The sequence below is a fragment of the Evansella sp. AB-P1 genome, assembly GCF_029688925.1.
Taxonomy (GTDB): domain Bacteria; phylum Bacillota; class Bacilli; order Bacillales; family Salisediminibacteriaceae; genus Evansella.
On the sequence record NZ_JARUKY010000007.1, the window covers coordinates 113,725 to 140,067 of the forward strand.

At 34.7% G+C, this 26,343-nt stretch carries 27 protein-coding genes; 1 reads left to right on the forward strand and 26 read right to left on the reverse strand.

The window, feature by feature from the left end; translation table 11 throughout:
* Window positions 1-341: 341 nt before the first annotated feature.
* The 11 genes from mtrB to QA612_RS08910 form a co-directional block, all read right to left on the reverse strand.
* A complete protein-coding gene (gene mtrB / locus QA612_RS08860; RefSeq protein ID WP_278283434.1) occupies window positions 342-560 on the reverse strand; it encodes a trp RNA-binding attenuation protein MtrB in 219 nt (72 codons plus the stop codon).
* A gap of 61 nt (window positions 561-621) precedes the next feature.
* Window positions 622-1,188, reverse strand: a complete 567-nt coding sequence (gene folE / locus QA612_RS08865; RefSeq protein ID WP_278283435.1) for a GTP cyclohydrolase I FolE — start codon at window positions 1,186-1,188, stop codon at window positions 622-624.
* A 400-nt stretch (window positions 1,189-1,588) separates the two neighbouring features.
* Window positions 1,589-1,861, reverse strand: a complete 273-nt coding sequence (locus QA612_RS08870; protein ID WP_278283436.1) for an HU family DNA-binding protein — start codon at window positions 1,859-1,861, stop codon at window positions 1,589-1,591.
* Between the two features lie 348 nt (window positions 1,862-2,209).
* On the reverse strand, window positions 2,210-3,688 hold the full coding sequence (gene spoIVA, locus QA612_RS08875) for a stage IV sporulation protein A (RefSeq protein WP_278283437.1): 1,479 nt from the start codon (window positions 3,686-3,688) through the stop codon (window positions 2,210-2,212).
* A gap of 348 nt (window positions 3,689-4,036) precedes the next feature.
* Window positions 4,037-4,765 carry a hypothetical protein gene (locus QA612_RS08880; protein ID WP_278283438.1) on the reverse strand — a complete coding sequence of 243 codons (729 nt, stop codon included), beginning with the start codon at window positions 4,763-4,765 and terminating at the stop codon, window positions 4,037-4,039.
* Window positions 4,766-4,797: 32 nt separating this feature from the next.
* A complete protein-coding gene (locus tag QA612_RS08885) occupies window positions 4,798-5,001 on the reverse strand; it encodes a DUF2768 domain-containing protein (RefSeq protein WP_278283439.1) in 204 nt (67 codons plus the stop codon).
* Between the two features lie 290 nt (window positions 5,002-5,291).
* Window positions 5,292-5,561, reverse strand: coding sequence for a stage VI sporulation protein F (locus tag QA612_RS08890; RefSeq protein ID WP_278283440.1), 270 nt, complete (start codon window positions 5,559-5,561; stop codon window positions 5,292-5,294).
* Between the two features lie 79 nt (window positions 5,562-5,640).
* Window positions 5,641-6,660, reverse strand: a complete 1,020-nt coding sequence (locus tag QA612_RS08895) for an NAD(P)H-dependent glycerol-3-phosphate dehydrogenase (protein ID WP_278283441.1) — start codon at window positions 6,658-6,660, stop codon at window positions 5,641-5,643.
* Window positions 6,661-6,673: 13 nt separating this feature from the next.
* The gene (gene plsY / locus QA612_RS08900) at window positions 6,674-7,285 is read right to left on the reverse strand and encodes a glycerol-3-phosphate 1-O-acyltransferase PlsY (RefSeq protein WP_278283442.1); all 612 of its coding nucleotides are present in this window, start codon (window positions 7,283-7,285) and stop codon (window positions 6,674-6,676) included.
* 21 nt (window positions 7,286-7,306) lie between these two features.
* Window positions 7,307-8,623 (reverse strand): ribosome biogenesis GTPase Der, encoded by a 1,317-nt coding sequence (gene der, locus QA612_RS08905; protein ID WP_278283443.1) that lies wholly within the window; start codon window positions 8,621-8,623, stop codon window positions 7,307-7,309.
* 161 nt (window positions 8,624-8,784) lie between these two features.
* Window positions 8,785-9,417 carry a YphA family membrane protein gene (locus QA612_RS08910; protein WP_278283444.1) on the reverse strand — a complete coding sequence of 211 codons (633 nt, stop codon included), beginning with the start codon at window positions 9,415-9,417 and terminating at the stop codon, window positions 8,785-8,787.
* Window positions 9,418-9,731: 314 nt separating this feature from the next.
* Between QA612_RS08910 and QA612_RS08915 the strand changes: the two genes are divergently transcribed.
* A complete protein-coding gene (locus tag QA612_RS08915) occupies window positions 9,732-9,863 on the forward strand; it encodes a YpzI family protein (RefSeq protein ID WP_278283445.1) in 132 nt (43 codons plus the stop codon).
* Window positions 9,864-10,097: 234 nt separating this feature from the next.
* On the opposite strand, the gene fni is transcribed toward QA612_RS08915, so the two are convergent.
* From fni to QA612_RS08990, 15 genes are all read right to left on the reverse strand, one after another.
* Window positions 10,098-11,156, reverse strand: coding sequence for a type 2 isopentenyl-diphosphate Delta-isomerase (fni, locus tag QA612_RS08920; RefSeq protein WP_278283446.1), 1,059 nt, complete (start codon window positions 11,154-11,156; stop codon window positions 10,098-10,100).
* Between the two features lie 29 nt (window positions 11,157-11,185).
* The gene (gene rpsA, locus QA612_RS08925; RefSeq protein ID WP_278283447.1) at window positions 11,186-12,343 is read right to left on the reverse strand and encodes a 30S ribosomal protein S1; all 1,158 of its coding nucleotides are present in this window, start codon (window positions 12,341-12,343) and stop codon (window positions 11,186-11,188) included.
* A 96-nt stretch (window positions 12,344-12,439) separates the two neighbouring features.
* Window positions 12,440-13,027 carry a lysophospholipid acyltransferase family protein gene (locus QA612_RS08930; RefSeq protein ID WP_278283448.1) on the reverse strand — a complete coding sequence of 196 codons (588 nt, stop codon included), beginning with the start codon at window positions 13,025-13,027 and terminating at the stop codon, window positions 12,440-12,442.
* Complete coding sequence (gene cmk / locus QA612_RS08935; RefSeq protein WP_278283449.1) at window positions 13,024-13,710, reverse strand: (d)CMP kinase; 687 nt, start codon at window positions 13,708-13,710, stop codon at window positions 13,024-13,026. Before cmk ends, QA612_RS08930 begins: the two co-directional genes overlap by 4 nt.
* Window positions 13,711-13,917: 207 nt before the next feature.
* Window positions 13,918-14,559 carry a flagellar brake protein gene (locus QA612_RS08940; RefSeq protein WP_278283450.1) on the reverse strand — a complete coding sequence of 214 codons (642 nt, stop codon included), beginning with the start codon at window positions 14,557-14,559 and terminating at the stop codon, window positions 13,918-13,920.
* 316 nt (window positions 14,560-14,875) lie between these two features.
* Entirely contained in the window at window positions 14,876-16,222 is a 1,347-nt protein-coding gene (gene ypeB / locus QA612_RS08945; protein WP_278283451.1) for a germination protein YpeB, read from the reverse strand.
* An 18-nt stretch (window positions 16,223-16,240) separates the two neighbouring features.
* Window positions 16,241-17,335 carry a spore cortex-lytic enzyme gene (gene sleB / locus QA612_RS08950; RefSeq protein WP_481804430.1) on the reverse strand — a complete coding sequence of 365 codons (1,095 nt, stop codon included), beginning with the start codon at window positions 17,333-17,335 and terminating at the stop codon, window positions 16,241-16,243.
* A gap of 626 nt (window positions 17,336-17,961) precedes the next feature.
* Window positions 17,962-18,633, reverse strand: coding sequence for a glutamic-type intramembrane protease PrsW (gene prsW, locus QA612_RS08955; RefSeq protein ID WP_278283452.1), 672 nt, complete (start codon window positions 18,631-18,633; stop codon window positions 17,962-17,964).
* Window positions 18,634-18,765: 132 nt separating this feature from the next.
* Window positions 18,766-19,731 (reverse strand): asparaginase, encoded by a 966-nt coding sequence (locus QA612_RS08960; protein WP_278283453.1) that lies wholly within the window; start codon window positions 19,729-19,731, stop codon window positions 18,766-18,768.
* Window positions 19,732-19,765: 34 nt separating this feature from the next.
* Window positions 19,766-20,752, reverse strand: a complete 987-nt coding sequence (locus QA612_RS08965; RefSeq protein WP_278283454.1) for a YpdA family putative bacillithiol disulfide reductase — start codon at window positions 20,750-20,752, stop codon at window positions 19,766-19,768.
* Window positions 20,753-20,844: 92 nt separating this feature from the next.
* Window positions 20,845-22,125 carry a Glu/Leu/Phe/Val family dehydrogenase gene (locus QA612_RS08970; protein ID WP_278283455.1) on the reverse strand — a complete coding sequence of 427 codons (1,281 nt, stop codon included), beginning with the start codon at window positions 22,123-22,125 and terminating at the stop codon, window positions 20,845-20,847.
* A gap of 228 nt (window positions 22,126-22,353) precedes the next feature.
* On the reverse strand, window positions 22,354-22,935 hold the full coding sequence (locus QA612_RS08975) for a genetic competence negative regulator (protein ID WP_278283456.1): 582 nt from the start codon (window positions 22,933-22,935) through the stop codon (window positions 22,354-22,356).
* A 107-nt stretch (window positions 22,936-23,042) separates the two neighbouring features.
* Window positions 23,043-23,960, reverse strand: a complete 918-nt coding sequence (locus tag QA612_RS08980) for a MerR family transcriptional regulator (RefSeq protein WP_278283457.1) — start codon at window positions 23,958-23,960, stop codon at window positions 23,043-23,045.
* A 32-nt stretch (window positions 23,961-23,992) separates the two neighbouring features.
* Entirely contained in the window at window positions 23,993-24,361 is a 369-nt protein-coding gene (locus QA612_RS08985) for a hypothetical protein (protein ID WP_278283458.1), read from the reverse strand.
* Between the two features lie 293 nt (window positions 24,362-24,654).
* A complete protein-coding gene (locus QA612_RS08990) occupies window positions 24,655-26,337 on the reverse strand; it encodes a formate--tetrahydrofolate ligase (protein ID WP_278283459.1) in 1,683 nt (560 codons plus the stop codon).
* Between the last annotated feature and the right edge of the window lie 6 nt (window positions 26,338-26,343).

A 26,343-nucleotide genomic window follows, 5' to 3' on the forward strand; every position in this document is an offset into this window, starting at 1 on the left:
CATCATAACATAAAAATTAAACAAAATAACACATTATTAGTATACCACAATTGATGATAAGGATAAATTTCGTTTACTTTTTCATCCTAATAGTAATAAACAAGGAAAACCTATTTATGCCCAAATTTATCTTCACTTTCCGCGGGCAACGACTTAGCTTCACACTTCGCACACTGTGCAGAAGTGCGGGATCTTCACCTGTTGCTGTTCTGTTCCCACAGGAGTCTCATGGGATTACAATTATTTGCATCCTCCAAGGTACAATTTTCACTTGTATGAAGGTCTATCCTACATTTAGAAAGCTTCAAAAATGACAAAAATAAAAGCGGGATAATCCGCTTTTATTTTTCGTTATCCATTTCACCATGGGCGGTTTGAATCGTTGCTTTTCCACGTATCTTAATAGCAGAAGTATGCTCTGTAAATTGAGCTATCATCATTTCATTTTTATCTAATTTTTCTGAATGATGAAATCGTGTGTCAGATCCACGGGTTAGGCCAATTACATTTACTCCGTCCTCTTTTGCTTTAATAACAATATAATCATTTGTTTGAGACATATAAGTGCTCCCCTCTATACCATTATCATTTTATTTGGAAGTTTAATGTTACACTTAATGCTTAGCCTTTAATTAGCGTGAGAACTTCCGATCTAGCAGCAGCGTTATTTTCGAATGCTCCTCTAACAGCTGATGTGACTGTTTGAGAACCTGGTTTTTTTACACCACGCATTGTCATGCACATATGCTCAGCTTCGACTACGACAATTACTCCTAAAGGTTCTAGTGTTTCAACGATTGCATCAGCAATAGTTGACGTAATTCTCTCTTGTAGTTGTGGACGTCTCGTTACTGCTTCTACTGCTCTTGCAAGCTTACTCAACCCCGTTACCTTGCCGCCCCTAGGAATATAGCCTATGTGAGCTTTACCAAAGAATGGTACTAGGTGGTGTTCACACATTGAATAAAAAGGAATATCTTTTACTAACACTAATTCTTCATGATCTTCTCCAAAAACAGTCATAAAATGTTCTTTTGGATCTTGGTTGAGTCCCTGAAAAACTTCTTCATACATCCTTGCAACTCGTTTTGGTGTATCTAATAACCCTTCTCGGTTAGGATCTTCTCCTATTGCTTCTAGAATCATTGTAACTGCTTGCTCAATTTTTTTATGATCAACATTACTCATTTAACACGCCCCCTAAGACTTGACAATGCAAAATAATTCGTTAAAATTCTAGCATATTTGAAATTATTATTACAAGTAGCTATTGTAATAGATCACGATCCCTCTATTCCAAAGATGATAATTAAAAAGGGATAGAGAGTATTCTGTGAAAATTATTGCTCTTTTATTTCTCCATTGAAACAAATTGTAGATTATTCTTTATGTATTGTTTGTAGTTCTTGCTTTATTTGTAGGAATTCTCGCACCATACGAAAAATTAACTTTCTACTAAAACAAAAGCATCGACTAACACCAACTAAAATTAGATACATGAAAAAAGCTTATAATTAGTCATGTTAGAAAAAAGAAGAACCACATGCGTGGTCCTTCTTTTTATTTCAATCAGCCCTGTATGTATCGTTTATTTAACTGCATCTTTAAGGGCTTTACCAGGTTTGAAAGCTGGTACATTACTTGCTGGGATTTCGATTTCCTCTCCTGTTTGTGGGTTACGACCTTTACGGGCAGCACGTTCACGAACCTCAAAGTTACCGAAACCAATCAATTGTACTTTTTCTCCTTCTTGAAGAGAACCAGTGATGACGTCAAAGACTGCATCTACGGCACTAGTAGCATCCTTCTTAGAAAGATCTGTTTTCTCAGCAACCGCATTGATAAGTTCTGTCTTATTCATACCATTCACCTCCTCCCATAAATTACAAGCCTCTTATTTCTTTTGTTTCACATTCATCAGCTTTTTATACTTGTATCCCTTGAATTCATGGGATAACAAGGCTAATCTTAAACGATACAAGCAAATAATTCAACAATTTTTGCGTAATTGTTACTATTTTTATGACTTTTTCACTTTTATTGCCAATAAATCACGCTTTCAAAACCATTTAATTCCATTTTTTGATGCCTTTTTTGATTAGGTTAAAGTCTCTTTTCCTTAGTAAGACAAGAAATAAACCATCATTCTACATTCTCACATACTTATTTGAATCGATTTCAAAAGAAAAATAACCCTCCAATTGGAGAGTTATAGAATAATGGCGATTAGTCCGCCAGATCCTTCATTTATGATTCTTTCTAATGTTTCTTTTAATTTGTACCTTGCGTTTTCAGGCATTAGTGATAACTTAGCTGAGATCCCCTCTCTAACGATAGAGTTAAGCGATCTTCCAAAGATATCAGAATTCCAAATAGATAATGGATTTTCTTCAAAGTCCTGCATGAGGTAACGAACAAGCTCCTCGCTTTGTTTTTCTGTACCGATAATAGGAGCAAATTCAGATTCAACATCTACCTTAATCATATGAATGGACGGAGCAACTGCTTTTAAACGTACTCCAAATCTTGAACCTTGTCTAATTATTTCTGGTTCATCCAAGCTCATATCTTCAATAGATGGAGCAGCAATACCATATCCTGTTTGTCTTACCATTTTTAATGCATCTGACACTTGATCATACTCAGCTTTCGCAATAGCAAAATCTTGCATGAGTTCTAATAGATGGTCTTTTCCTCTAATTTCAACACCTACAACCTCTTTTAAAATCTGATCGTATAGATCATCAGGTGCATGTAAATCAATTTCTGCTACTCCTTGCCCCATTTCAATTCCAGCTAACCTTGCTTGCTCAATAAATTCATACTCATAGAAATGACCCACAACACGATCTACGTCTCTTAAACGCTTTATATCTTTTACAGTGTCTCTTACAGCAACTTCATAATTCTCTCTTAACCAATGATCTTCTTTTAGTACCATGACCCAGCTAGGGAGGTTTACATTCACTTCATGAACAGGGAACTCAAATAAAACCTCTTTCATGACAAGATTTATTTCCTGCTCACCCATCCCTTCAATATTCATTGCTACCGCTGGAACATCATGTCTCTCCTGTATCTCTTGGCGTAGCTGTTCCGTTTCAGGATGCTGTGGATGAACACTATTAACAATTACTATAAACGGCTTCCCAACCTCTTTTAATTCTTCAATAACTCTTTCTTCAGACTCTACATAATCTTGTCTATCTATTTCACCAATAGACCCATCTGTCGTCACCACTACCCCTAATGTCGAGTGTTCTTGAATAACTTTCCTAGTTCCTATTTCTGCAGCTTCATGGAATGGAATTGGATCTTCATACCAAGGTGTATTAATCATTCGAGGGCCATTTTCATCCTCATACCCCCTAGCACCAGGTACTGCATAACCAACACTGTCTACAACACGGACATTTACATCTAATCCATCATCTACATGAATTGTTACAGCTTGGTTAGGTACAAATTTAGGCTCTGTTGTCATGATTTGTTTACCAGCTGCACTCTGAGGTAATTCATCCTGTGCTCTTGCTCGATCAGCTTCATTTTCAATATTAGGAATAACTGCTAGCTCCATGAATTTCTTAATAAAAGTCGATTTACCTGTGCGAACTGAACCAACAACCCCTAAGTAAATGTCACCACCAGTTCGTTCTGCAATATCTTTAAAAATATCAAACTTCTCCACAAAATCCCCTCCCGATCAATTTCAAAATAGATTATCCAAAGCAACCTTGTACGCTACAATAGAAAGACAGTATATATTTATGATGTTGTCCATCAAATATGACAAGATATCAAAATTAGACTTTTATTTGATGTAAATTTGTCCTATTTAAAAGCTAGTTTTCCATAAAATACAGATTACTAGTTGTTGTTATAGTTACCACATCCTATATTAGATTTATTACTACTACACTTATTTGAAGGGAAAAAAATTTTCTATTTCATGAAAAAAGCCTCCCTTTCTCTTGTATGTATATGAGAAGGGAGGCAAATTAGAACATTACTTATATTTTTTTCTGTTATTCATCTGTTATTCCGTTTCTTCAGTAAAATCAAGGGTTTGATCTTCATTCATCGTTTGGGGTATCGAATAAACCGGGACGAAGGGAGAGTGATCTACTAAAAGCCATCGTAGGTCATCACCTATTTCATAAGGACCCATTCCATATTCATCTATATAGTAGATAATATCAATGGAGTAATCTATTACAATATCACCATTAGCACGCATAAGAAGGGGTAACCTATGTGTAGGATGGAAAGGACTATTTACTGTTGGTTCTTCATCATAATTTAGAGCTTCATAATCAAGTCTAAACAATCCTGTTCCTACTATCTCATCTACAGGTGCATATCTATTTTCTCTTTGATGTATTTGAATTCTCCGTTGAAACTCCTGAATTTGTCTTACTGTTGAAAGATCAATAAGTTTCACTTCTGGAATTTCTTCTGGATAGATGAGGACGTATTGAAAAGTCCCTCCATTTTCAAAAGAGTTTCCAGGTGCATGCTGCATATAATCAGGTATCAATCTAGAAAAATCAATAGGATATTTTCTGAAGATTGGTGTTCCTTCATCACGAGGTAGAACAGGTAATACCCCATGATCTAATCGATACTGAATAATGGCAGATTGTACCGATTGTATTTGATCTGCATAAGGAATTTGATTCTCTACTCTTCGTTCATTAGGATATAAGCATCCTGATAAAAAAATTAAGCATATTAAAAATAATAGGCTTGTCCATTTATGTCCCATGACGATACCTACCTTACTTTTTTTTCTTTCAATTATTCTGGAACAGGTCCTGTAAACACGACTAGAAAAATAATTAAACCTGCCACCATCATACAAATAAAACTAAATGTTAATAATGTATACCTGAAGAATCCTCTTAATTTTTCTTTCGTAACTATTGTAACGATAACAGAAATAAACATTAAACCCATGGCAATAAAGGATATCCACATTTTCATCATACCATCCTCAAGCATTCTGTTCACCCCATTCAATTTCTCGAATCTTGATGTCAATTACCGAATTATTATAGCATACTGATGGCATAGAATGCATTGTTAACCACTTTTCTGTAGTGTATATCCATATAACTATTCTAATTGGTTGTCCAAAATATAAATAGAATAAAAGGTTGAAGAAAAGGGGCACTTCCTTCAACCTTGCAAACTAAATACTATCTGTATAAAAGACAACCCTAATTTTATAGTACGTTCCGTTTTAGTATATGCTTGAGAAAAAGGGTTCGATGAGAACATCTGCCCAAATATTACTTATTTTGCTTAAACATTTTTGCCAAGCTTGCAAAATCTGTTGGTACATTATTTGATGTAATTGCTTTTACAAGTTCGTCTTCTTTCTGTTTTGATACAGAGACATTGGCTAGTTGGGCAACTTGATGAATTAACTTTCGAACATTTTCCTCATCCTTCAAATCAGAAGAATTGACTGAATTTGCTAGCTTAAATAAGTCTTGCTGCTTTACGTTTGTGTTCTTTGCCACCTGATCAAAAATATTATTGTTGTTTTTTTCGTCCAAGGTAGAGCCCTCCTCATGCAAGATGTCATGATATAATATGCACTTGGAGGAATGGTGTGAATGTAATTCCCATAAAGAATTACTTAAAATTTAAATCCTCAACCTCATGTTTTTTTACACGTCCCATTAATTCTATTACACCGTCTTCAGGAGTCTTTTGATTGAATAAAACGTCATATAGGACACTTGTGATAGGCATTTCCACATTTAAGTGTTTTGCCAATTGATGAGCTGCTTTTGTGGTACGAATTCCTTCAACAGCCATATCCATTTCATTTAATACTTCATCTAAGGTTTTCCCTTTTCCTAGCATATTCCCAGCTCTCCAATTTCGACTATGGACGCTTGTACATGTAACAATAAGATCTCCGAGTCCAGATAACCCAGCAAAGGTTAAGGGATTGGCTCCAAGCTTCATTCCTAGTCTAGCAATCTCTGCTAAACCCCTTGTCATAAGGGCTGCCTTTGCGTTGTCACCAAATCCTAATCCATTAGTCATGCCTGCACAAAGAGCAATAATATTTTTTAATGCTCCTCCAATTTCTACGCCTATTAAATCAGGATTGGTATACACTCTAAACTGTTTATTCATAAATAAATCTTGTACATATTTAGCTCCGTCCATGTTTAACGAAGAGCTTGTAATCGTTGTTGGTTGACGAAGACTTACTTCCTCAGCATGACTCGGACCAGATAATACAACAACAGAACTCCGTAATGAAGAATCGATTTCCTCTTCAATAATTTCAGAGATACGTAGGTGAGTTTCTGGTTCAACCCCTTTGCTTGCATGAACAATAACAGTAGGTTTTTTTAACAGTTCATTTACTTGTTTTAACACATCCCGCATTGCATTTGTTGGAACAACAAGTACAACCGCTTCTGCAAGGTGTAGAACCTCCTCTAAACTTGTGTTAGCTTTAATACTTTTTGGCAAATCAACATTTGGTAGGTATCGACTATTATGATGCTGTTCGTTAATTTCCCTTACTTGGTCTTCAAACCGCCCCCACAAGCTTACCTCATGATTATTATCTGCTAAAACAATTGACAGGGCTGTTCCCCAGCTCCCGGCACCTAGCACTGCAATTTTTGCCATATTAACCCCTCCATTATTCAGCTTTAACTTTTTCACCTATTTTACTTTCATTTCCCTTTACTAATCGAACAATATTTGTTCGATGGCGCCAAATGGATAAAATTGCGATTGCGACGGTGAAGTAAGAAAAGGAGACTGGATAACTAAAAAACGAACTAAAAAACACAGTAATTACAGTTGTCCCTGTGATAAAAATAATGGATCCTAAAGAAACATACCGACTAATAATTATCGTTATAATAGCAATAACCCCTGAAATTAATGCAGCGAATAATACTAGTGAAGCTAGAACTCCAATTGTTGTAGCGACTCCTTTCCCTCCACGAAAGCCATAATATATTGGCCAATTATGTCCAATTATTGAGGCTAAACCACTAGCAGCAGCAATTGTTGGATCACTTGTTAAGTTAAAGGCTAATACTACCGCTACAATTCCTTTGGCACAATCTAATAATAGAACTGCAATTGCAGGACCTATTCCAAGTACACGTAATGTATTTGTAGCTCCTGCATTACCACTTCCATGTTGGCGAATATCAACCTTTTTAATTTTTTTTGCTATTAAGTAACTAAAACTAACGGAACCTAATAAATACGATATTAGTATTGAAATAAACGCAAACATATCAAACCTCCGTAAATAATTTTATTCACTCTTCTTTCTCGCAATAATTCGAATTGGTGTACCTATAAAATCAAATGTGTCACGGATTTTATTTTCTAAATATCTTTTGTATGAAAAATGAAGTAACTCTGGATCATTAACAAATAAAACAAATGTTGGTGGACCAACTGATACCTGTGTTGCATAGCTTATTCTTAATCTCTTCCCACCGTGATCAGTTGGAGTTGGATTCATCGTAACTGCGTCTACAATTACGTCGTTTAACACATGTGTTTGAACACGGAGATTGTGATATTCTATTACTTTATTTACAAGAGGTAATAGATTTTGTAACCTTCTTTTTGTTTTTGCAGATAAGAAGATAATTGGAGCATAGCTCAAATATAAAAACTCTTCTCTTAGCTTCTGCTCGAAAAGTTGCATCGTTTTATCGTCTTTTTCCACAGCGTCCCATTTATTCACAACAATAATAACAGCTCTTCCTGCTTCATGAGCATATCCTGCTATTTTTTTATCTTGCTCAATCATTCCTTCTTCAGCATTTATGACCATTAATACCACATCAGACCGTTCAATAGCTCTCAATGCCCTCAGAACAGAATATTTTTCCGTGCTTTCATAGACTTTCCCTTTTTTTCTCATTCCTGCTGTATCAATAACGACATATTCTTGTCCATCTTTTGTAAATGGAGTATCAATCGCATCTCTTGTTGTACCAGGAATATCACTTACAATAACCCGTTCCTCTCCTAGAATTGCATTTACAAGAGAAGACTTCCCTACATTTGGACGGCCAATTAAACTAAATTTTATCGTTTCCTCATCATAAATTTCTTCATCTTCTACCGGAAAATTTTTTACAACCTGATCCAAAAGATCACCTAAACCAAGGCCATGAGATCCAGAAATTGGAATAGGATCTCCGATGCCTAGACTATAAAATTCATATAACTTCTCATGCATGGAAGGATCATCCATCTTGTTCACACCTATGACAATAGGTTTTTTTGAACGAAATAGAATTTGAGCAACTTCTTCATCTGCACTAGTAATACCTTCTCGTCCATTAACAATGAAACAAATTACATCTGCTTCTTCAATGGCTAGCTCTGCTTGAAATCGCATTTGAACCATCAGTGGTTCATCGTTAACCTCAATACCACCAGTATCAATGACATTAAATTCTTTATTTAACCACTCAGCTGAACTATAAATACGATCACGCGTTACTCCTGGCTTATCTTCTACAATGGCAATTCGTTCTCCTACAATTCGGTTAAAAATGGTTGACTTTCCTACATTTGGTCTACCTACTATTGCTAACACCGGTTTAGGCATGTATTATTCCTCACTTTCAGATCTCCATATATTCCTCAAATGCAATACTTTAAGGGACTTTTAAAAAAACCTTTCCGCCAATGAATGGAAAGGAATTCATAGCTACAACATTATAACAAACTAAGTTCACCTAGGACAAATAAATTTTGGTATTATTATCCTCACGTATTTATATTCCGTTGGCTTAATACAATGTTAGGTTTACGTGATAAGCCCTTCGTTTTTATCATTTCTACTATGGTTTCAATACTGTTCCAACATAATATACATAAAAGAGAAACAGAAACAATATTTAAGAAGGTAAAATCCCCAATCATAAAACTCCTATAAGATGGATGATCTTTTTGCCACAATAGAATTAATAATAATAACTCTCCTTGAACAATACCTACTACAGTAATAGTAAGGCGATTAATATGTTTTTTTACAAATACAATCACAGAAAAAACAATTATCGAAATTATCATTACAAATGGGGATATGTATAGCCATATTGGTTCAAAGTAAACAAAATATTTAATTGATAAAAATACAAATGATACAAAGGAAGCCATTACATAAGCATATATAATATCCTTTATCATCATTTTAGCAATAAAATAAAATGCTAAAAAAGCGATCATAAGAATGGATATCCTCAAAGAAACAGTTAGAAATGGAATGACGATGTAAGAAGAAATAATTAGAAATAAACTTATATATATCCATTTTTTCCTTCTTACATTGTTTTCATCAAAAAAGCAAAAATATATTATTAGTAACCATAAAACCCAATAATACCAAAAACCGTTCATAAAAATCTCCTCCCCTTTACATAATCGTCAAAATTATAGGAAAAATATACATATATGTTTAAAAGATAGGCTCTGTTAATCTTCATTGTTGATTTTTTGCTCCTTGATGCTCCAATTACACCGTGAAGTAAGTTTCGTAGCTATTGCTTTTCAACAGGACTTTGAATGTGCATCCTATAATAATCCATTCACGAAGAATGTGAAAAATGTAATAGTATTTTCGAGGAGTTTCGTATCATCTGCAATAATCACATTCTAATCAAAATCAACACTATCCTTTTAACATAGCCAAAAAGATAAGGAGTTGATCTATTATGGGTAAAGATCGCCAAGAAAAAAAATTAAGAAAAGAAGAACAGGTAGAATCTGATCGTGACCAAAACTTACATTATCCAGGAAGCTCGAAACTAGAGTCTTCCGATGAAGCTCGCAAAAGACAAAGATAATAAGAAAAGCGCAAGGCGCCCCAATTCCGCCTAAGTACAGCCTACGTCCTGTAGGCAACGGCGTAATATCGACATCCTGTCTCCGGCGTCAATAAATTATCTTTTAAGACAAAGAAAAAAGACTAAAGGAATAAACCCTTCAGTCTTTTTTCTTTGTTACAAGAGTTACCAAAGCTCTTTAACATATTATGTAAAAAATTAAGCTACCTTAAAAATGACCCAATGGTAAAATTTTTAATTACACGGAGGTCTATTAGCATAATTCTCTATTTGTACGTTTCGTTGACTTAACCATTCTTTCGTTGATCCTTGGATAAGTATTGGTGTCTCCTGTAATTTAGATATTGATTGAGCCCCTATTGCTGTCATAATCAATGTTAACTCTTTTAATATATTTTGAATATATAGGACAGTATTACTAACCCCTTCTTCTATAACAAGCTTTAAAATTGCCCCTGCTATTCCTGTAGCAGAAGCACCTAATGATATTGATTTGGCAATATCAAGTGCATTTTGTATGCCACCGCTAGCAATGATAGGAATTTTAGCATTACTATGTTTTGCTTCAACGATAGAAACTGCAGTAGGGATGCCCCAGTCATTAAAAAAAGAATAGGGTTGATTTCGACGTCTATTTTCTATTTTCGAAAAATTAGTACCTCCATATCCACCTATATCCACTGCTGATGCACCTACATTTGATAGTTTCCACACCGTTTCTTTTGACATACCAAACCCTACTTCTTTAACAATCACAGGCACTTGAATCTGTTCACATATTGCCCCAATCCGTTCCAATGCACCTTTAAATTCCCGATCTCCCTCAGGCATGACTAATTCTTGAATAACGTTTAGATGAATTTGTAGTGCATTCGCTTCAATAATATCTACAACTCTTTTCGCTTCGTCTACTGTTGCCTCACTACCAATATTAGCAAATAACAAGCCATTATGATTTTTCCTGACTACTTCATAAGATTTAAGCTCATTATTGTCTTTAATAGCTGCCATTTGTGATCCAACTGCCATTGGAATATCAAGGCTATTAGCTATTTCTGATAGTTTAGAATTGATATTCTCGGTCTCCTTACCGCCTCCACCTGTCATTGCGTTGATAAAAACCGGCGAACTGAATCTCAGTTCGCCGATAGATGAGTCCAATGAAACATCAGAAACATTAGTATCTGGTAGACTTTGGTGGATAAAGCGAATATCATCGAAACCTGTGTCACGATTTTGCCCAGTTACAATTGCCTGGTCTATGTGCTCAAGCTTTCTTTTCGAACGGGTCACTTATCATCACCTACATTAAGTACGTTTAATTAGTTTTTATATTTCTTTAATTGATCTCCAATAACATCTCCTAAAGAGAAGCCTGCATGGTCATCTTCTTTTTGATACTCTTGTTTTGCTTCATTTTCAATCTTTGCTTGCTCTTCTTCTTCTATAGCACGAATACTTAGTGATATTCTTTTGTCAGCTAAGTTTATATCTAATACTTTTGCTTGAATAGTTTCTCCTTCTTTCAACACTTCACCTGGAGTTCCGATATGACGATTTGCAATTTGAGAAATATGAACAAGACCTTCGACACCAGGAGCAATTTCAATAAAGGCTCCGAATGAGACTAAACGTTTCACAGTACCTTCAACGATGTCGCCTTGTTTAACCTTCCCATCAAGTAATTCCCATGGACCAGGTAAAGTATCTTTAATAGATAAAGAAATTCGTTCATTATCAGGATCTACCCCTAACACCTTTACCTTAATGGAATCACCTTCATTTAGAATTTCAGACGGAGTTTCAACGTGATGATGGGCCATCTGCGAAATATGAACAAGACCATCCACACCACCAATATCTACAAATGCACCAAAGTCAGTCAATCTTTGCACTGTACCTTCTAATACATCTCCTGGTTTAATGGCACTTAAAGTGTCTCGTTTTTTTGCAGTTGCTTCCTCATCTAATACAGCACGTTGAGAGAGGATTAGCTTGTTCTTATCTTTATCCATTTCAACTACCTTTAAGCGTAAGGTTTTTCCTTTATAATCTGAAAAATCTTCAACAAAATGACGTTCAACTAATGAGGCAGGTATAAAACCCCTAACTCCAACGTCAACCACTAATCCACCTTTAACTACATCTGCAACCTCAGCTTCAAACACTTCACCAGAAGAAAATTTACCGGTAATATCATCCCATGCTTTTTCAGCTGCAACAGCTCGCTTAGATAATACCAGTTCATCATCAGATGCCTTTATTACCTTTAATTCTACTTCTTCACCTTCTGTAAGAACATCACTTACTTTTTCCACGTGTAAACTAGATAATTCACTTATTGGAATTACTCCATCTGTTTTAAACCCTACGTTTACAAACGCCTGTTTTTCCTCCACCTTTGTGATCGTTCCTGTAACAACCTCACCTACTGAGAACGACTTCACATCGGCCATTTCGTTATTCATTTCCTCTACCATTGACAATACCTCCCTACATCCCCAATCTATAGCGGGCATGAAACATATTTTAATGATAATTCTTAAAAAGATTAAATAACATTTTATAAAAAGGATCTATTTATGATATTCGTCAAGCAGTTGCTGTATCCCTTCCATAATTTTTTCCGTTGCTTCATCTGCAGATGCTTTTTCTTCTCTTAACGGGGTCATATTAATGGGTTTACCATAAACAAGAAGAATTTTAGAAAATAATTTATAATTACCAATAACAGCACAAGGAACAATATGTGCGTTAGAACGAAGTGCAAAAAAACCAACACCTGTCAACCCTTTACCAAGTTCACCTGTTTTACTTCTTGTACCTTCAGGAAAAACACCAATCATTTCTTCTTCCCCTAATAATTTTAGACCCGTTCTTAAAGCTTGGCGATCACTCATCCCTCTTCTAATTGGAAATGCCCCTAATTTAGGTAATAATCCCTTTAAAATAGGTGTTTCGAATAATTCTGATTTCGCCATAAAACGTGTTTGTCTCTTTAAAAATGCTCCTACAAGTGGAGGATCTAATTGATGGATATGATTACTACATAGTAAAACACCACCATTTGAAGGAATGTTCTCTACACCGATTAACTTAACCCGGTAAAATATACGAAAGTAAGTACGGCATAAAAATTGCCCTACACTATATAATTTGCTCACTTCACCTTTTCCCTTCTTTCCTTTACCATTAAAAGAATTGCTTCTACCACTTCATTAATACTCATAGATGTTGAATTGATTTCAATAGCATCATTTGCTTTTTTTAAAGGGGCAATTTCCCTTTCAGAATCTAATTTATCTCTCATACTAATATCATCTTTTAATTTTTCTAAATCAGATGGTTGTCCCTTTGAAAGATGTTCTTCGTGACGTCTTCTAGCACGTTCCTCTACAGTTGCAGTTAAGAAAATTTTAAGTTCTGCTTTAGGAAGTACTGTTGTACCAATGTCCCTTCCATCCATAACAACTCCACCATCATCGGCTAAAAGTTGTTGTCTTTTGACCATCTCTTCTCTAATTTTAGAATGTTTAGCAACATACGAAACTTGACTTGTGACTGCAGAAGAACGGATGTCTTCCGTTACATCTTGTTCGTTTATTAAAATCTTTTGTTTTCCATTATCATTTGCTAAACGTATATTTGTTTTTTGTAGGACATTAAAAATATCCTGTTCATGGTGAATATCAACATTTTCTTTTAGTACTTCAAATGTAAGGGCCCGATACATAGCCCCTGTGTCTATATAAATATATGTAAGTTTGTCTGCAACCATTTTTGCAACAGTACTCTTTCCAGCACCAGCTGGTCCATCAATAGCTATATTCATTCGTCTTATTGTCATGCTGTAAGCCCTTTCTTTGCATTCGTTTTCATTTTCATTTTATGAAATTATCTTATCACACTATGACAAATTAGGTCTATTCTTTCAATTTAAATTCAAATTTCCTTTTCTAGTGAATGCTTGTTGCTAAATTCGCCAGCTCTCACTACTGAACCATTTTATATTCAGTTTATCCTAATATAACGATAGTAACTCTATGTATAATTCTTACTTTCGATGGGCTAATTGTTTTTCAAAACAAAAACGAACAATCTTCTGTCTATCTGTTTCATTTACCTTATTAAACTGAAAGGATGCCCTAGGTTTTCCGTTTTCTTGATATATCCGAACAATCTTCGCTTCTGTATTTATATATAATATTTCACCAGATTGATAATTTAAAGCAAACCATGCTGAAATTTCATCTGAAACTTCAAGTGGGTGATTATTTGGTAATAATAAAGCGAATCCTCCTCCACTTAAGTCTAGAGAAATTGATGTAAAAGGATCAAAATTTTCATTTAATGCATGGATGGCAACATCAACAGAGCAATCAACTCTAACATATTGACGTCGTTGAATTCGTATATAGTTATCTCCACCTGGATCTTTTAAATAAAGCATTGGAAGATTTCGATGTGCCTTACCTATAACTTCTGTATTAAATAAAAAGATTCCATTATCGGCTAAAAACCAAGCACGAAACTCTGTTCCAGATCCAAAAAAATGAGCTTTTTTCTTCTGTTCATCCACTGGATAGTCAATGAATAAATGATTATCTTCAATATCCAACACTTTACTTCGATAACGTTTTCTTGTGTCATCCCCATCATTAACTTCTAAAAATAATGTACTTCCTACTTTAATCAAGATAACCTTCCTTTCTTAAAAAGATAAGAATGTATAACCAACCTTAAACAACAATTCCTGTCTTAAAGTAATCACACCATAATCTACCCATGTCTACAAAACGTGATGGTCTTACTTAAAATAAATTGAGACTCTTGAACTTTTCATATTACATATACTAGGAAATTTTATTCGTTATAAATTTCAAAATTCCTTCTTTTTTGTCCTAGCAATTTAAAGTATAGCATGTTTTTTATTTAAAGGCTTTCATATTTAAAAAAATCTGGAAACATAAGGAAACCCATGCCAGTAAGAGGACATGGGCTTACCTTTCTTATTAATATCGATACTTTGGTTCTGCATTAGCTAATTTTTCAACCTGTTCCTCTTTTCCATTTTCAGCATTAATAAATATTCGGAACGTATCCTGTTTAATGACACCATAAAATTCATGACATAGAACTTCCTCTTCAAGCTGATTCTCGATTATTGCTAGATGATGCTCCATCACTTCAAGATTTGGATTTAAGCGTTCACGAGCTTCTTCTACTGATAGTTCTTGAGTAAAAGACTCTCGATCACCAGGCTTATCATAATATGCAAACCCTTCAAATCCAATAATATCTCCCTCATCAAGTGCCACTTCAACAACGATTGAGTCAGAATAAACTCTTGCGTTCTCAAATAAACCTGCAAAATTAAAAACACCTATGTTATCATATTGCTTGCTGTCAACGATCTGCATATTATCAAATCCGTTTTCTTCTATAAATGCCTTTGCGTTTTCAGAAGCTTCATTTAAACTAATAACTTGTTGGTCAATATCACGTTCATTTAACATCCAAAGGGGATGTCCACCTTTTTTTGTAATATCCATCACGATATTTGTTCCATGCTTATCATCAGGAATTGTTAAGCTATATGCTTCATAAGCTAAACCATCTCCTGTTTCAGTAATTTCTGCATTATTTAATTGAGGTAAATCAAGAAAATCTTTTGCTATAGCTATGGATTCTTCCTCAGAAATAGGTGAACCTGTTAAATTTTCAGCGATATCTTGATCACTTGTAGAGAGCTCTGAAGCCCCTGCACCAAAATCAACTTCTGAAAATCCATCAACTTTTTCATCTATAATATGGAACCCATTTACAATAGAATTATCAAGTGGCTCTTCTTCAGAAGCTAAAGCTGTCTCTACATCCATCCATTGAAGTTTTTCCCTTAACACCATTGATTGTACATTTCTCATTTCATTTTGAATTTCACCAGATTGTTCATACAATGTTTGCAACGTTTCATATTCATCATCTGTTAGTGGATCTTGATCTAAGTCACGTATGGCATTTTGATAGGAAAAGCTACCAATTTTAAATAAATACTCCTCTGTTTTACTAAAGGGCATGAGAGATAACGGTAATTGTCCTAATTCATTTTGTGCTTCGGATGTAATGCGCCACACTTCAGCTAATGACGGTGATAATCGATCCTTAGAGTTCATCGCTAATGTGGAACCTAACTCATCATGTAAAAGGTCGATGTGGTATGTTAAATCATGAAATGCTCTTTGATAATTGTTTTCTGCTTTTATAAGAATAGCATTTTTTTCTTGTTGTTCTTGATACCCCCAATAACCTGTTCCTATTAATGCTACAGCTAAAACGCCAATGATCACAGATCGAATCATAGTTACACCTCCGTCCTTTTATTTACAAAAAATGTGTTTTCCGATTTTTTTAATTTGTGGTCTAGTCCATATCCAACCAGAAGTTGCTGTGTCAGGATTAAAATAATATAACGCATTTCCTGATGGGTCTTGTCCATTAATCGCATCTAGTACAGCTTTTCTTGCTGTTTCATTTGGTTCCATATAAATTTGTCCATCTGCTACCGCTGTAAATGCTCTCGGTTCAAAAATAACACCTGATGCTGTGTTAGGAAAAGTTGGACTTTGAATTCTATTAAGAATTACTGCAGCCACTGCAACTTGTCCTACATATGGCTCTCCTCTTGCTTCTCCATATACTGCTTGCGCCATTATTTGAATATCATTATCAGTAAATCCTTCTGGAACATTAATGGCACTTTCAATACCTGTGTCATTATCTTCTTGGTGAACCTCCTCTTCCGCAGGTGGTTCAGGACTACCTTGTTCACCTTGATCTGCAGGTGGAACCTGTTCTGCTGGCTGTTCCTGTGGTATTGGACTATCTTCTTGCTCTTGTGGAGGAGTTTGTTGGTCTATACCTTCACCTGGCTGTTGGCCAGCATCACCACCTGGACTAGGTTGTTCAGCAGGAGGCTCAGTTTGATCAGGAGTTGTTTGATCAGTTTCTTGTTGTTCCCCTGCTTGTTCTCCTTGACCTGGAGCTTGTTTTGCATCACTGCTTCCTTTTGGACCCTTTTGAATGTCCTTTGGAGTGCTACCGTAATACGTAAACTTTCTACCTTCTCTGATCATTCGATGTACCCATTCTTTATCAAAATCAGTGGATCTCTCTAACATTGCTTTTGTTTGTTCACCAACAAGTCCATCTACATCCATTCCGAATTCTTCTTGGTAATTTCGAACAGCCCAATACGTACTCCATCCGAAAACACCATCAATTTGTTCATTGTAAAAACCTATATACTGTAAACGACTCTGTAATTCTACAACATCATCTCCTGTTGCTCCTTTTTGGATGACTTGTTCAGAAAATGCTCCTATAGGCTGTGGTACGATTAAAAGCGTGACATAAATAAACATCGAGATCATGATGCACAATTTTTTGTTGGCATTGATCCTGCTGTTCTGCATGTGACATCCTCCTCATTTATTACTCTATGATTCACACTTCATCTTTCAATATGGATAGTTTTATCTTTCGAGCTTATTTTATACAAACCTCGCAAAAACTTTCTCCTATACAAATCAAATACAAGAAATATAAAAAGAGACTGAGGATTTTTTTCACATAAAAAAAGAGGAAGATTTAAAGGTTAAAACCCTTTTAAATCTCCCTCTTTAAGTCATTATTCAGGGGAAATATCAACTTTTAAGTTAGACTCATTTCCACATATACACTTCTTAAAACCTGTGTCAAATCCCCCCTCACCATTAGGACGACCACGAAGAATAAATTTTTCCCCACATTCATAACAGCGGATAGTCACTTTATATCGGGGCTTCGTATCAGGCAAAAATAATCACTCCTTTAGTTATTTAACTATTCATTTATAATTTCGTAAAATCAAATTGTATCCATGTGGATGTAAACACAGTTTTCATAATGGAGACCTCGAGCATGATGACGCCTAAGTGTATCCACGTCCTGTGGCAACGGCGTAATCCTGCAATCCTGGCTTGTACGTCGTTACGGAGTCTCGTCTTGATCGCTTCTCCTACAGAGCTTTGAATATCATCAAGATATATCCTCTATATTCTTAACTAGCAACTCTATTCTTAAAACTAGTTTCATGCTTTTTATTTGCTTTTTTCACCTTCCAAAGCCCAAGGAACCATAGAAATACCATAAATGGAATTAAGAAATAAACCCATTGGTTTTGAGTTAATAAGATTAAATTATACAAACTGTGAAGCATGTAAGGAAAAACAAACGCTAAAGAAAAATATAAAACTTTTCTATTTGGATTAAATTTTGCTTTTCCAAGATAATATCCCATTACAACACCAAACAGTGCATGACTACTTACGGGAAATAATGCACGTAAAAAAGCAGTTTCTAATCCATTAACGAATAAATACAATACATTTTCAGCAGAAGCAAATCCTAAAGATACGGCTGTAGCATAGACTATTCCATCGTATCGTTTATTAAAATCTATATGATGATACACAATGAGTAAAACAATAAACCATTTTAAAAATTCTTCTATAAATGCAGTCTGAATAAACACTTCTATGAATAGTGAATGAACATAGCCTTCTTCTTGTAATGCATATTGAACAAATAGAATTGGAAATACAAGTAATGCTCCAAAGAAAAAACTTCTAATAACCATATAGACTGGCTCTTGTTCAAAATCATCCTTCAAATAGAAAAAACAAAGAAGAGCAAGAGAAGGAGCAATTCCAACAGCAATTAATGAAATCATAAGGCTCAACGCCTTTCATTACATAATCTTATTCATTTTTATAATAAGTATATATGAAATTCATAACAATACATACATTTAATTTCCTTTCACATGGAAATAACAAATTGAACCACTACTCCCTAAGTGATCTTAATATTTGAAGGACTCCTGAATGTTACTTTCTGATGACAGTAATGCCATTAACTTAATTCTAGCCTTTTTACTGTCATAGTCTTTCCCCAAAATTACACCTGCTTCATACAAATCAAAAGCGCTACCTAAATAATCATAGGTTGTATACACTTCCCCTTCTTCTGCTGCAGTTGTCACAATAATCTTAATACCTGTTTTTATCGCTTTTTTTATGGCTGGCATCATGAATGGAGATACTTGTCCTCTTCCTACACCTTCTAAAATAATCCCATCAACCTTCGCTTCAATACATGCCTTAATTAATTTATCATCAGATCCTAAATAACATTTAATGATTTCTACTGTTGGTATTTCCTTTTTTGTAGGGATATACTTCTCTTTTCGGACAGGCTTTTGGTATACATGAAGTGTATCATTATCAATAATCCCTAAATACCCAAATCCAAAAGAGTTAAAGCCCTGTATGTTAGAAGCATGCTCTTTTTTTACATTTCTAGCTGTAAAAACACGTTCATTGAATACAACAACAGTTCCACAGTCAAGCAACTGTCCATCGCACGCAGAGTAAATAGCATGTCTCAAGTTTATATATGCATCGCTTCCTAATTGTTCTGGAGAACGTTGAGATCCAGTTACAACAATAGGTTTGGATACATCTATTGTTAAATCAAAATAATAAGCTGTTTCTTCTAAAGAATCGGTTCCGTGTGTCACTACAACCCCGTCAATATCGTCTTTTGTAAATAGTTCTATAATTTTTTCACGGATTTCTTGAAGGTCTTCAAAAGTAATATGCATACTAGGTTTTTGTATCATAGAATAAATGTCTATTTGAATATCTTTAGGAAGTTCTAGAACGTCCTTCAACTCTTCACCAGTCAGGGCACCAGAGTGAAGTCTACCTTGTTCATTGTGTTTACTTGCTATCGTACCACCTGTTGTAATAACCGCAACCTTTTTCATTGTCAACCTCCTAAAGAAAGTATTAATTTATTGCCTATCTTTCCTTTTTTGTAATTGCATTCGCAATTAAATCTCCATGGAATCGGCCGTCTTCTATAAAAATTTCATTAGCGTTATTTCCAGCTGCGATGACACCAGCAATAAATATATTGTTAACATTCGTTTCCATCGTATTTTCGTTAAAATAAGGCCGACCTGTTTCATTATCAACTTTTACACCCATACTTTTTATAAATGAATGATCAGGATGATAACCTGTCATAGCAAATACAAAATCAGCCTTTTTTTCTACTTTATTTTCTCCTACTTGTTGCACAATAATTGAGTTTTTTTTAATCTCAATGACATTTGTTTCAAAATACATATTTATTTTTCCATGTTTAACTAAAGATTCAAATTCAGGTAATATCCATGGTTTAATATTAGGAGAGTAATCTAAACCTCTGTAATAAACGGAAACCCTTGCTCCGGCTTTCTCTAATTCCAATGCAGCATCTACAGCAGAATTTTTCCCACCGATTACAGCTACATCTTGATCAAAAAAGGGATGAGCTTCTTTAAAATAATGATATACATGCTGTTGTTTTTCACCTTTTAACCCCATTGTATTAGGTGAATCATAATAGCCTGTCGCTACTATGAGATAATCACATATATAATTTGTGTTCGTTCCTTCTTTATTTATAGATGAGATAACATATTTTTCATTTGACTGCTTCTCAACCTGAGTAACCTTTTCAAAGGCATTGATTCTTAGATTCTTCCTTTGCACGACTTCTCGATAGTATACTAAAGCTTCATTCCTTTTTGGTTTTCTTTCTGTACTGTAAAATGGAATATCACCAATAGACAGTTTTTCGCTTGTACTAAAAAACTGTTGATGTGTTGGATAATTATAAAGAGCATTAACAATATTTCCTTTTTCAATAATTAATGGATCAATTCCTTCATTTTGTAATGCTATAGCAGCGGAAAGTCCACATGGACCTGCCCCAATAATGATTACTTTTTCCTTTTCCATCTTATTTGCACCTCAAATTTCACTGTAAAAAACCCCTCTCATGTGAAAGGGATTAGATACTTAATATATATTATTGTAACCTTAACTATTTGTTAAATCCATCCTCTGAACCTACTAGCCTCTGCCATCTTTCTAACACCAACCATATATGCAGCAAGACGCATATCGACTCGTCGGGAAGTAGCTACTCGATATACATTTTCAAACGATGTGACCATTACCTTTTCTAATCTTTCCCCTACTTCTTCTTCCGTCCAATAAAAGCCTTGATTATTTTGTACCCATTCAAAGTAGGATACTGTAACTCCACCAGCACTTGCTAAAACGTCTGGTACCAACAATACTCCTCGATTACTTAGTTCCTCAGTTGCCTCAATGGTTGTTGGACCATTCGCAGCCTCAACAATAATATTTGCTTTAATTTTATGTGCATTTTCAATCGTAATTTGGTTCTCTATCGCAGCTGGAACTAATATGTCGCAATCTAGTTCTAAAAGCTCTTGATTTGAAATAGTATTTTTAAATAATTTAGTCACAGTACCGAAGCTATCACGGCGATCTAATAAATAATCAATGTCCAGACCATCTGGATCATGTAATCCACCATAAACGTCTGAAATCCCAACAACTTTCGCGCCAGCATCATGCATAAACTTAGCTAGAAAGCTTCCGGCATTTCCAAATCCTTGTATAACAATTCTTGCACCTTCTATATTAATACCTTTTTTCTTTGCTGCTTCTTTAATACATATTGTAACGCCTTTTGCAGTTGCTGATTCTCTACCATGAGAACCACCAAGCACTATTGGCTTACCTGTTATAAATCCAGGAGAATCAAATTCCTTCATTCTACTATATTCATCCATCATCCAAGCCATTATTTGGGAATTTGTAAAGACATCTGGTGCTGGAATGTCCTTTGTAGGACCAACAATTTGACTTATAGCCCTTACGTATCCTCGACTTAACCGTTCTAATTCTGGAAAGGACATTTCACGGGGATCACAAACAATCCCACCTTTTCCTCCTCCATAAGGTAAATCTACAATTCCAGCTTTTAAACTCATCCAAATTGACAGCGCTTTCACTTCTGTTTCTGAAACTTCTGGATGAAAACGTACTCCTCCTTTTGTTGGTCCAACAGCGTCATTATGCTGAGCTCTATACCCTGTAAAAATTTCAATAGATCCATCATCCATTCGAACAGGGATTCGAACAGTCATCATTCTTAGTGGTTCCTTCATTAATTCATAAACTTCTTGTGGATACCCTAGACGATCCAATGCTCTTTTTATTACAGTTCTAGTGGAATGAAGTACATCTATACTATTTTCTTGATTATTAGTTGAACTTCCCTCTTTTTTGTTATCCATTCTTTCTTTTCCTCCCATTGCATTCACCTCAACGTCATACGAATCTTTCAAGGATAAGGGACATATTTCCTACACTTCTAACTATAAAGAAAAAAACCGAAATTTTCCACTACTCCGTAAAGAAAATATTATTATTAGCATATTTAAAAAACTCCTCATTAACTGGGAGTTTTTTATACATATGATAATAAATATTATAATGGAAAGTGAACTAGTTGTATTGAAGATCTATGAAAAATAGTTGGTTAATTGTTTTACCGCTTCTTTTTCCATAATGATTTTCCCGTACTCTTCTAATCGATAACCAGTAACAGTAGCTGTGTCTCCATATTCTACAATAATAGAGATAAAAGTATCTACATCTAATGGAAAGGCATCTTTTTTCTCAAATGATAGATAATAGTCACCTTCAAAATAATATAGAATTCCTTGATGAATGTTTAACCTTTCTAATTCCATTGCAAGTTGAATAACATCATCAATTTCATCAAACCTAAATAATAAACGATCATTTACATCTAATGTAATTTGTAATTCTATAAATGATTCATCAAAGGATTCGTCACTTTCATCAGATATTGTTACAATTACTACCATCCCTTGTGAAGGTAGTGCAAAAACTTCCACTATAACAGGTCCATCGGCATCAAAGCCTAGTTCCTCACTAGCTTCTGAGATCATATCACGAAATAAATCGTGTATTTTAGGAACATCCATCCAGATTTCGTCTTTTGAGATTCCCCTATCTCTCAGATCATCAAAGGATAAAAATATTTTTATTTTATCAGATGCTAACCGTTCCAGACGCATGGTCGGTCCTCCTTGATGTTGTCATAAGTGTATATATTTTTTCCGCTTATGAAATGTTCTTTACTGATAAAGTATGTTTACAGCATGTTTTTGGTTCGACCTAATGCCTAAGAACGATTATTTTCATGAAATGATTTAAGCCAATGACTCCATTCTTCTTCATTTTTTCCTACTATAAATTGTTTGTAATTCGCCTTCTCTCGTGATGATAAATGTGCTAATGCTTGTCCACCGATACCAATTGTTAACGTATTAAATTGATTGGAGAATTTAGACGCAAGTTCATATGACTCTTGCAAGCTCTCTGATAAAGTAGCTGAAAAGAATAAGATAGTTGGGTTAACTTCTTTGACAACACTCTCCAAATCTGATTTAGGAATACCACTCCCTAAATAAATCGTTTCATATCCTTTTCTTTTTAAAAATAATGTGAAAATAAGTAATCCTGTTTCGTGTAATTCTTTTGGAGGACAAGTGCAAATAACTTTAGGTAAAAATCCATTAACCGGAAGATGGTGAAAAATCATACCAATTTTAGTTCTTAAATAGGAGGTAATATAATGTTCGTGAGCAACCGTTATCTCTTGTTTTTCCCACATATCTCCTATTTCGATCAACAATTCTCCAATAATATGAATAACGACATTTTCAATTGTATAAAGGGAAAAGGCTTTATCTAATAATTGATTTGCTTGATTTTCTTCAAATTTTAATAAAGAATTCAATAACTCATCTTTAATATTTATTACTTGATCATTATTGATTTCAAAATTACTACTTATATGTTCTATATCCTGCTTTTCCAATAGATCAACTGCTTGACTAATGGTAAATCCGCTATTGACCTTTGTAATTAACCATTTTAATATAGAAACCTGTTTTTCAGTGTAAAGACGATGCCCAGCTTGATTTCTTACAGGTTCAATTATTTTGTAACGTCTTTCCCATGCTCGTAGGGTACCTGGCTGAATTCCTAATTTCGTAGAAACAGCTTTTATATTATAAATACCACCTTCAAAAGACACTATTATCACCACCTAAAATGTGTTATATAGCCTTATTCCCCTTTACTATAGCGGTGCATCCTTCTTGAATAGTCAGCAGCATCCATGATAGCATACACAAAAGCAATAATAATAATGAGAATTGCAACTAATTTATATAAAATTATTGATAAAAGGAATATGAACCAAATAAAGAACCTTTCATATTTATTTATTAAAGGGAAAAAGCTATAAAAAATTACCTTCGAAAAAGACAAAAAAGCTACTATAAAAAAAAGAATCGTAAAAAACCAAGTAAAAGGTTCAAAAACGAAAGACTCAATTAATAAAATTTTTGATAACCTTCGATACTCATTCCAATTATTATTTACAATGTGAAGACTAACCAAACCACTTAGTAGCCATAATGCTCTATTTTTCAAGAATAAAACACCTCTATTTTTCGTGATGTTTTATGAATATGCTGAAAAAGGAACATGACTAGCCTAATAATTTTCTAATTACTTGTTTTTTTACGGTTTTAGCTGTTTACATAAGAAAAGCGTAAGGCGCCACAATTACGCCTAAGTACAGCCTACGCCCTTTATGCAACGCTAATGTAATTTTCTATACAAAAACAAAACCGGGAAGGGTCCCGGTCATAATAATATAGTTTTTTATTAGTCTCTGGTAATCTTCATTGCTAATTTATGCTCCTCGATACACCAATTATCTCTTAAAATAGGCCTATTGCTCTTCCCCGTTCATCAATATCCATTTTTAATGCTGCTGGTTCTTTAGGTAGTCCTGGCATTGTCATGACGTCACCAGTAAGTGCAACAATAAATCCAGCTCCAATTGATGGTTTTAATTCACGAACGGATATAGTAAAGTCTGAAGGTCTACCAAGCTTTTTGGGATCATCTGATAATGAATATTGTGTTTTCGCCATACATACAGGGAGACTTCCCCAACCTAAATTGTGAAATTCTTCAAGTTGCTTTTTCGCTTTATCAGAAAAATGAACATCCTGTGCTCCATATATATTAGTTGCGATTTTTTGTATTTTTTCTTCTAAACTGTCCGTTAATTCATACGTACGTTTAAAATTACTTTTTACTTTTTCTAGCTCAGTAACGACACGGTGTGCTAATTCAACACCACCATCTCCCCCTTGCTCCCATACATTTGCAAGTTCTACAGTTATACCCTGTTCAACACACCAGAGTTTTAATGTATTAATTTCTCTTTCTGTATCGTGTACAAACCGATTAATTGCGACTACATGAGGAAGTCCGAAATGACGAATGGTTTCTACATGCTTTTGTAAATTTTCTAGACCATTTTTTAACGCATCTAGATTTTCATCCTGTAACTGGTCCTTAGCCACACCACCATGCATTTTAAGAGCACGGATCGTTGCTACAATAACAACGAGATCAGGATTAATTTCACCAGCTCTCGTTTTTATATTTAAGAATTTTTCTGCACCTAAGTCTGCCCCAAAACCTGCTTCTGTCACCACGTAATCAGCTAATTTTGCTGCCATTTTTGTTGCAATTACACTATTACATCCGTGTGCAATATTTGCAAAGGGACCACCATGAATAATGGCAGGTGTGTTCTCTAATGTTTGTACAAGATTAGGTTTTAAAGCATCCTTGAGTAATAATGTTAAAGCTCCTTCAACCTTTAAATCCTTCACCGTGATAGGGTCTTGATTGATTGTATAGGCAACAACAATTTGGGATAATCGATGTTTTAAATCATCTAAGTTCTTTGAAAGGCATAAAATTGCCATTATTTCTGACGCTACAGTAATATCAAAACCATCCTCTCGAGGTACACCTTGCATTGCACCCCCTAACCCAATAACGACATTTCGTAAAGCCCGATCATTCAAGTCTAATACCCGTTTCCAAACTATTCGTCTAACATCTATATTTAATTCATTACCACGCTGTATATGATTATCCAAGAGGGCTGCAAGTGCGTTATGAGCAGTTGTAATGGCATGAATATCCCCAGTAAAATGTAGGTTAATATCCTCCATCGGAACAACCTGAGAATAGCCACCTCCCGCTGCTCCACCTTTCATTCCCATCGTTGGACCTAAAGATGGTTCTCGTAATGTAATGATTGCTTTTTTATTGATTTTATTCAGAGCCTGCCCTAATCCAACTGTAACTGTCGATTTCCCCTCACCAGCTGGTGTTGGATTAATTGCCGTTACTAAAATTACTTTTCCATTTTCTTTTTTTTCAAGTCTATCAAAAATGGATAAGGAAAGCTTCGCTTTAAAATGACCAAATGGCTCCCACTCTTCAAATAAAATACCTAAACCAGATACAATATCCTTTATTCGTTTCATTTTAGCATGTTGTGCAATTTCTATATCTGACTTTACATGTCGACTCATTATTCC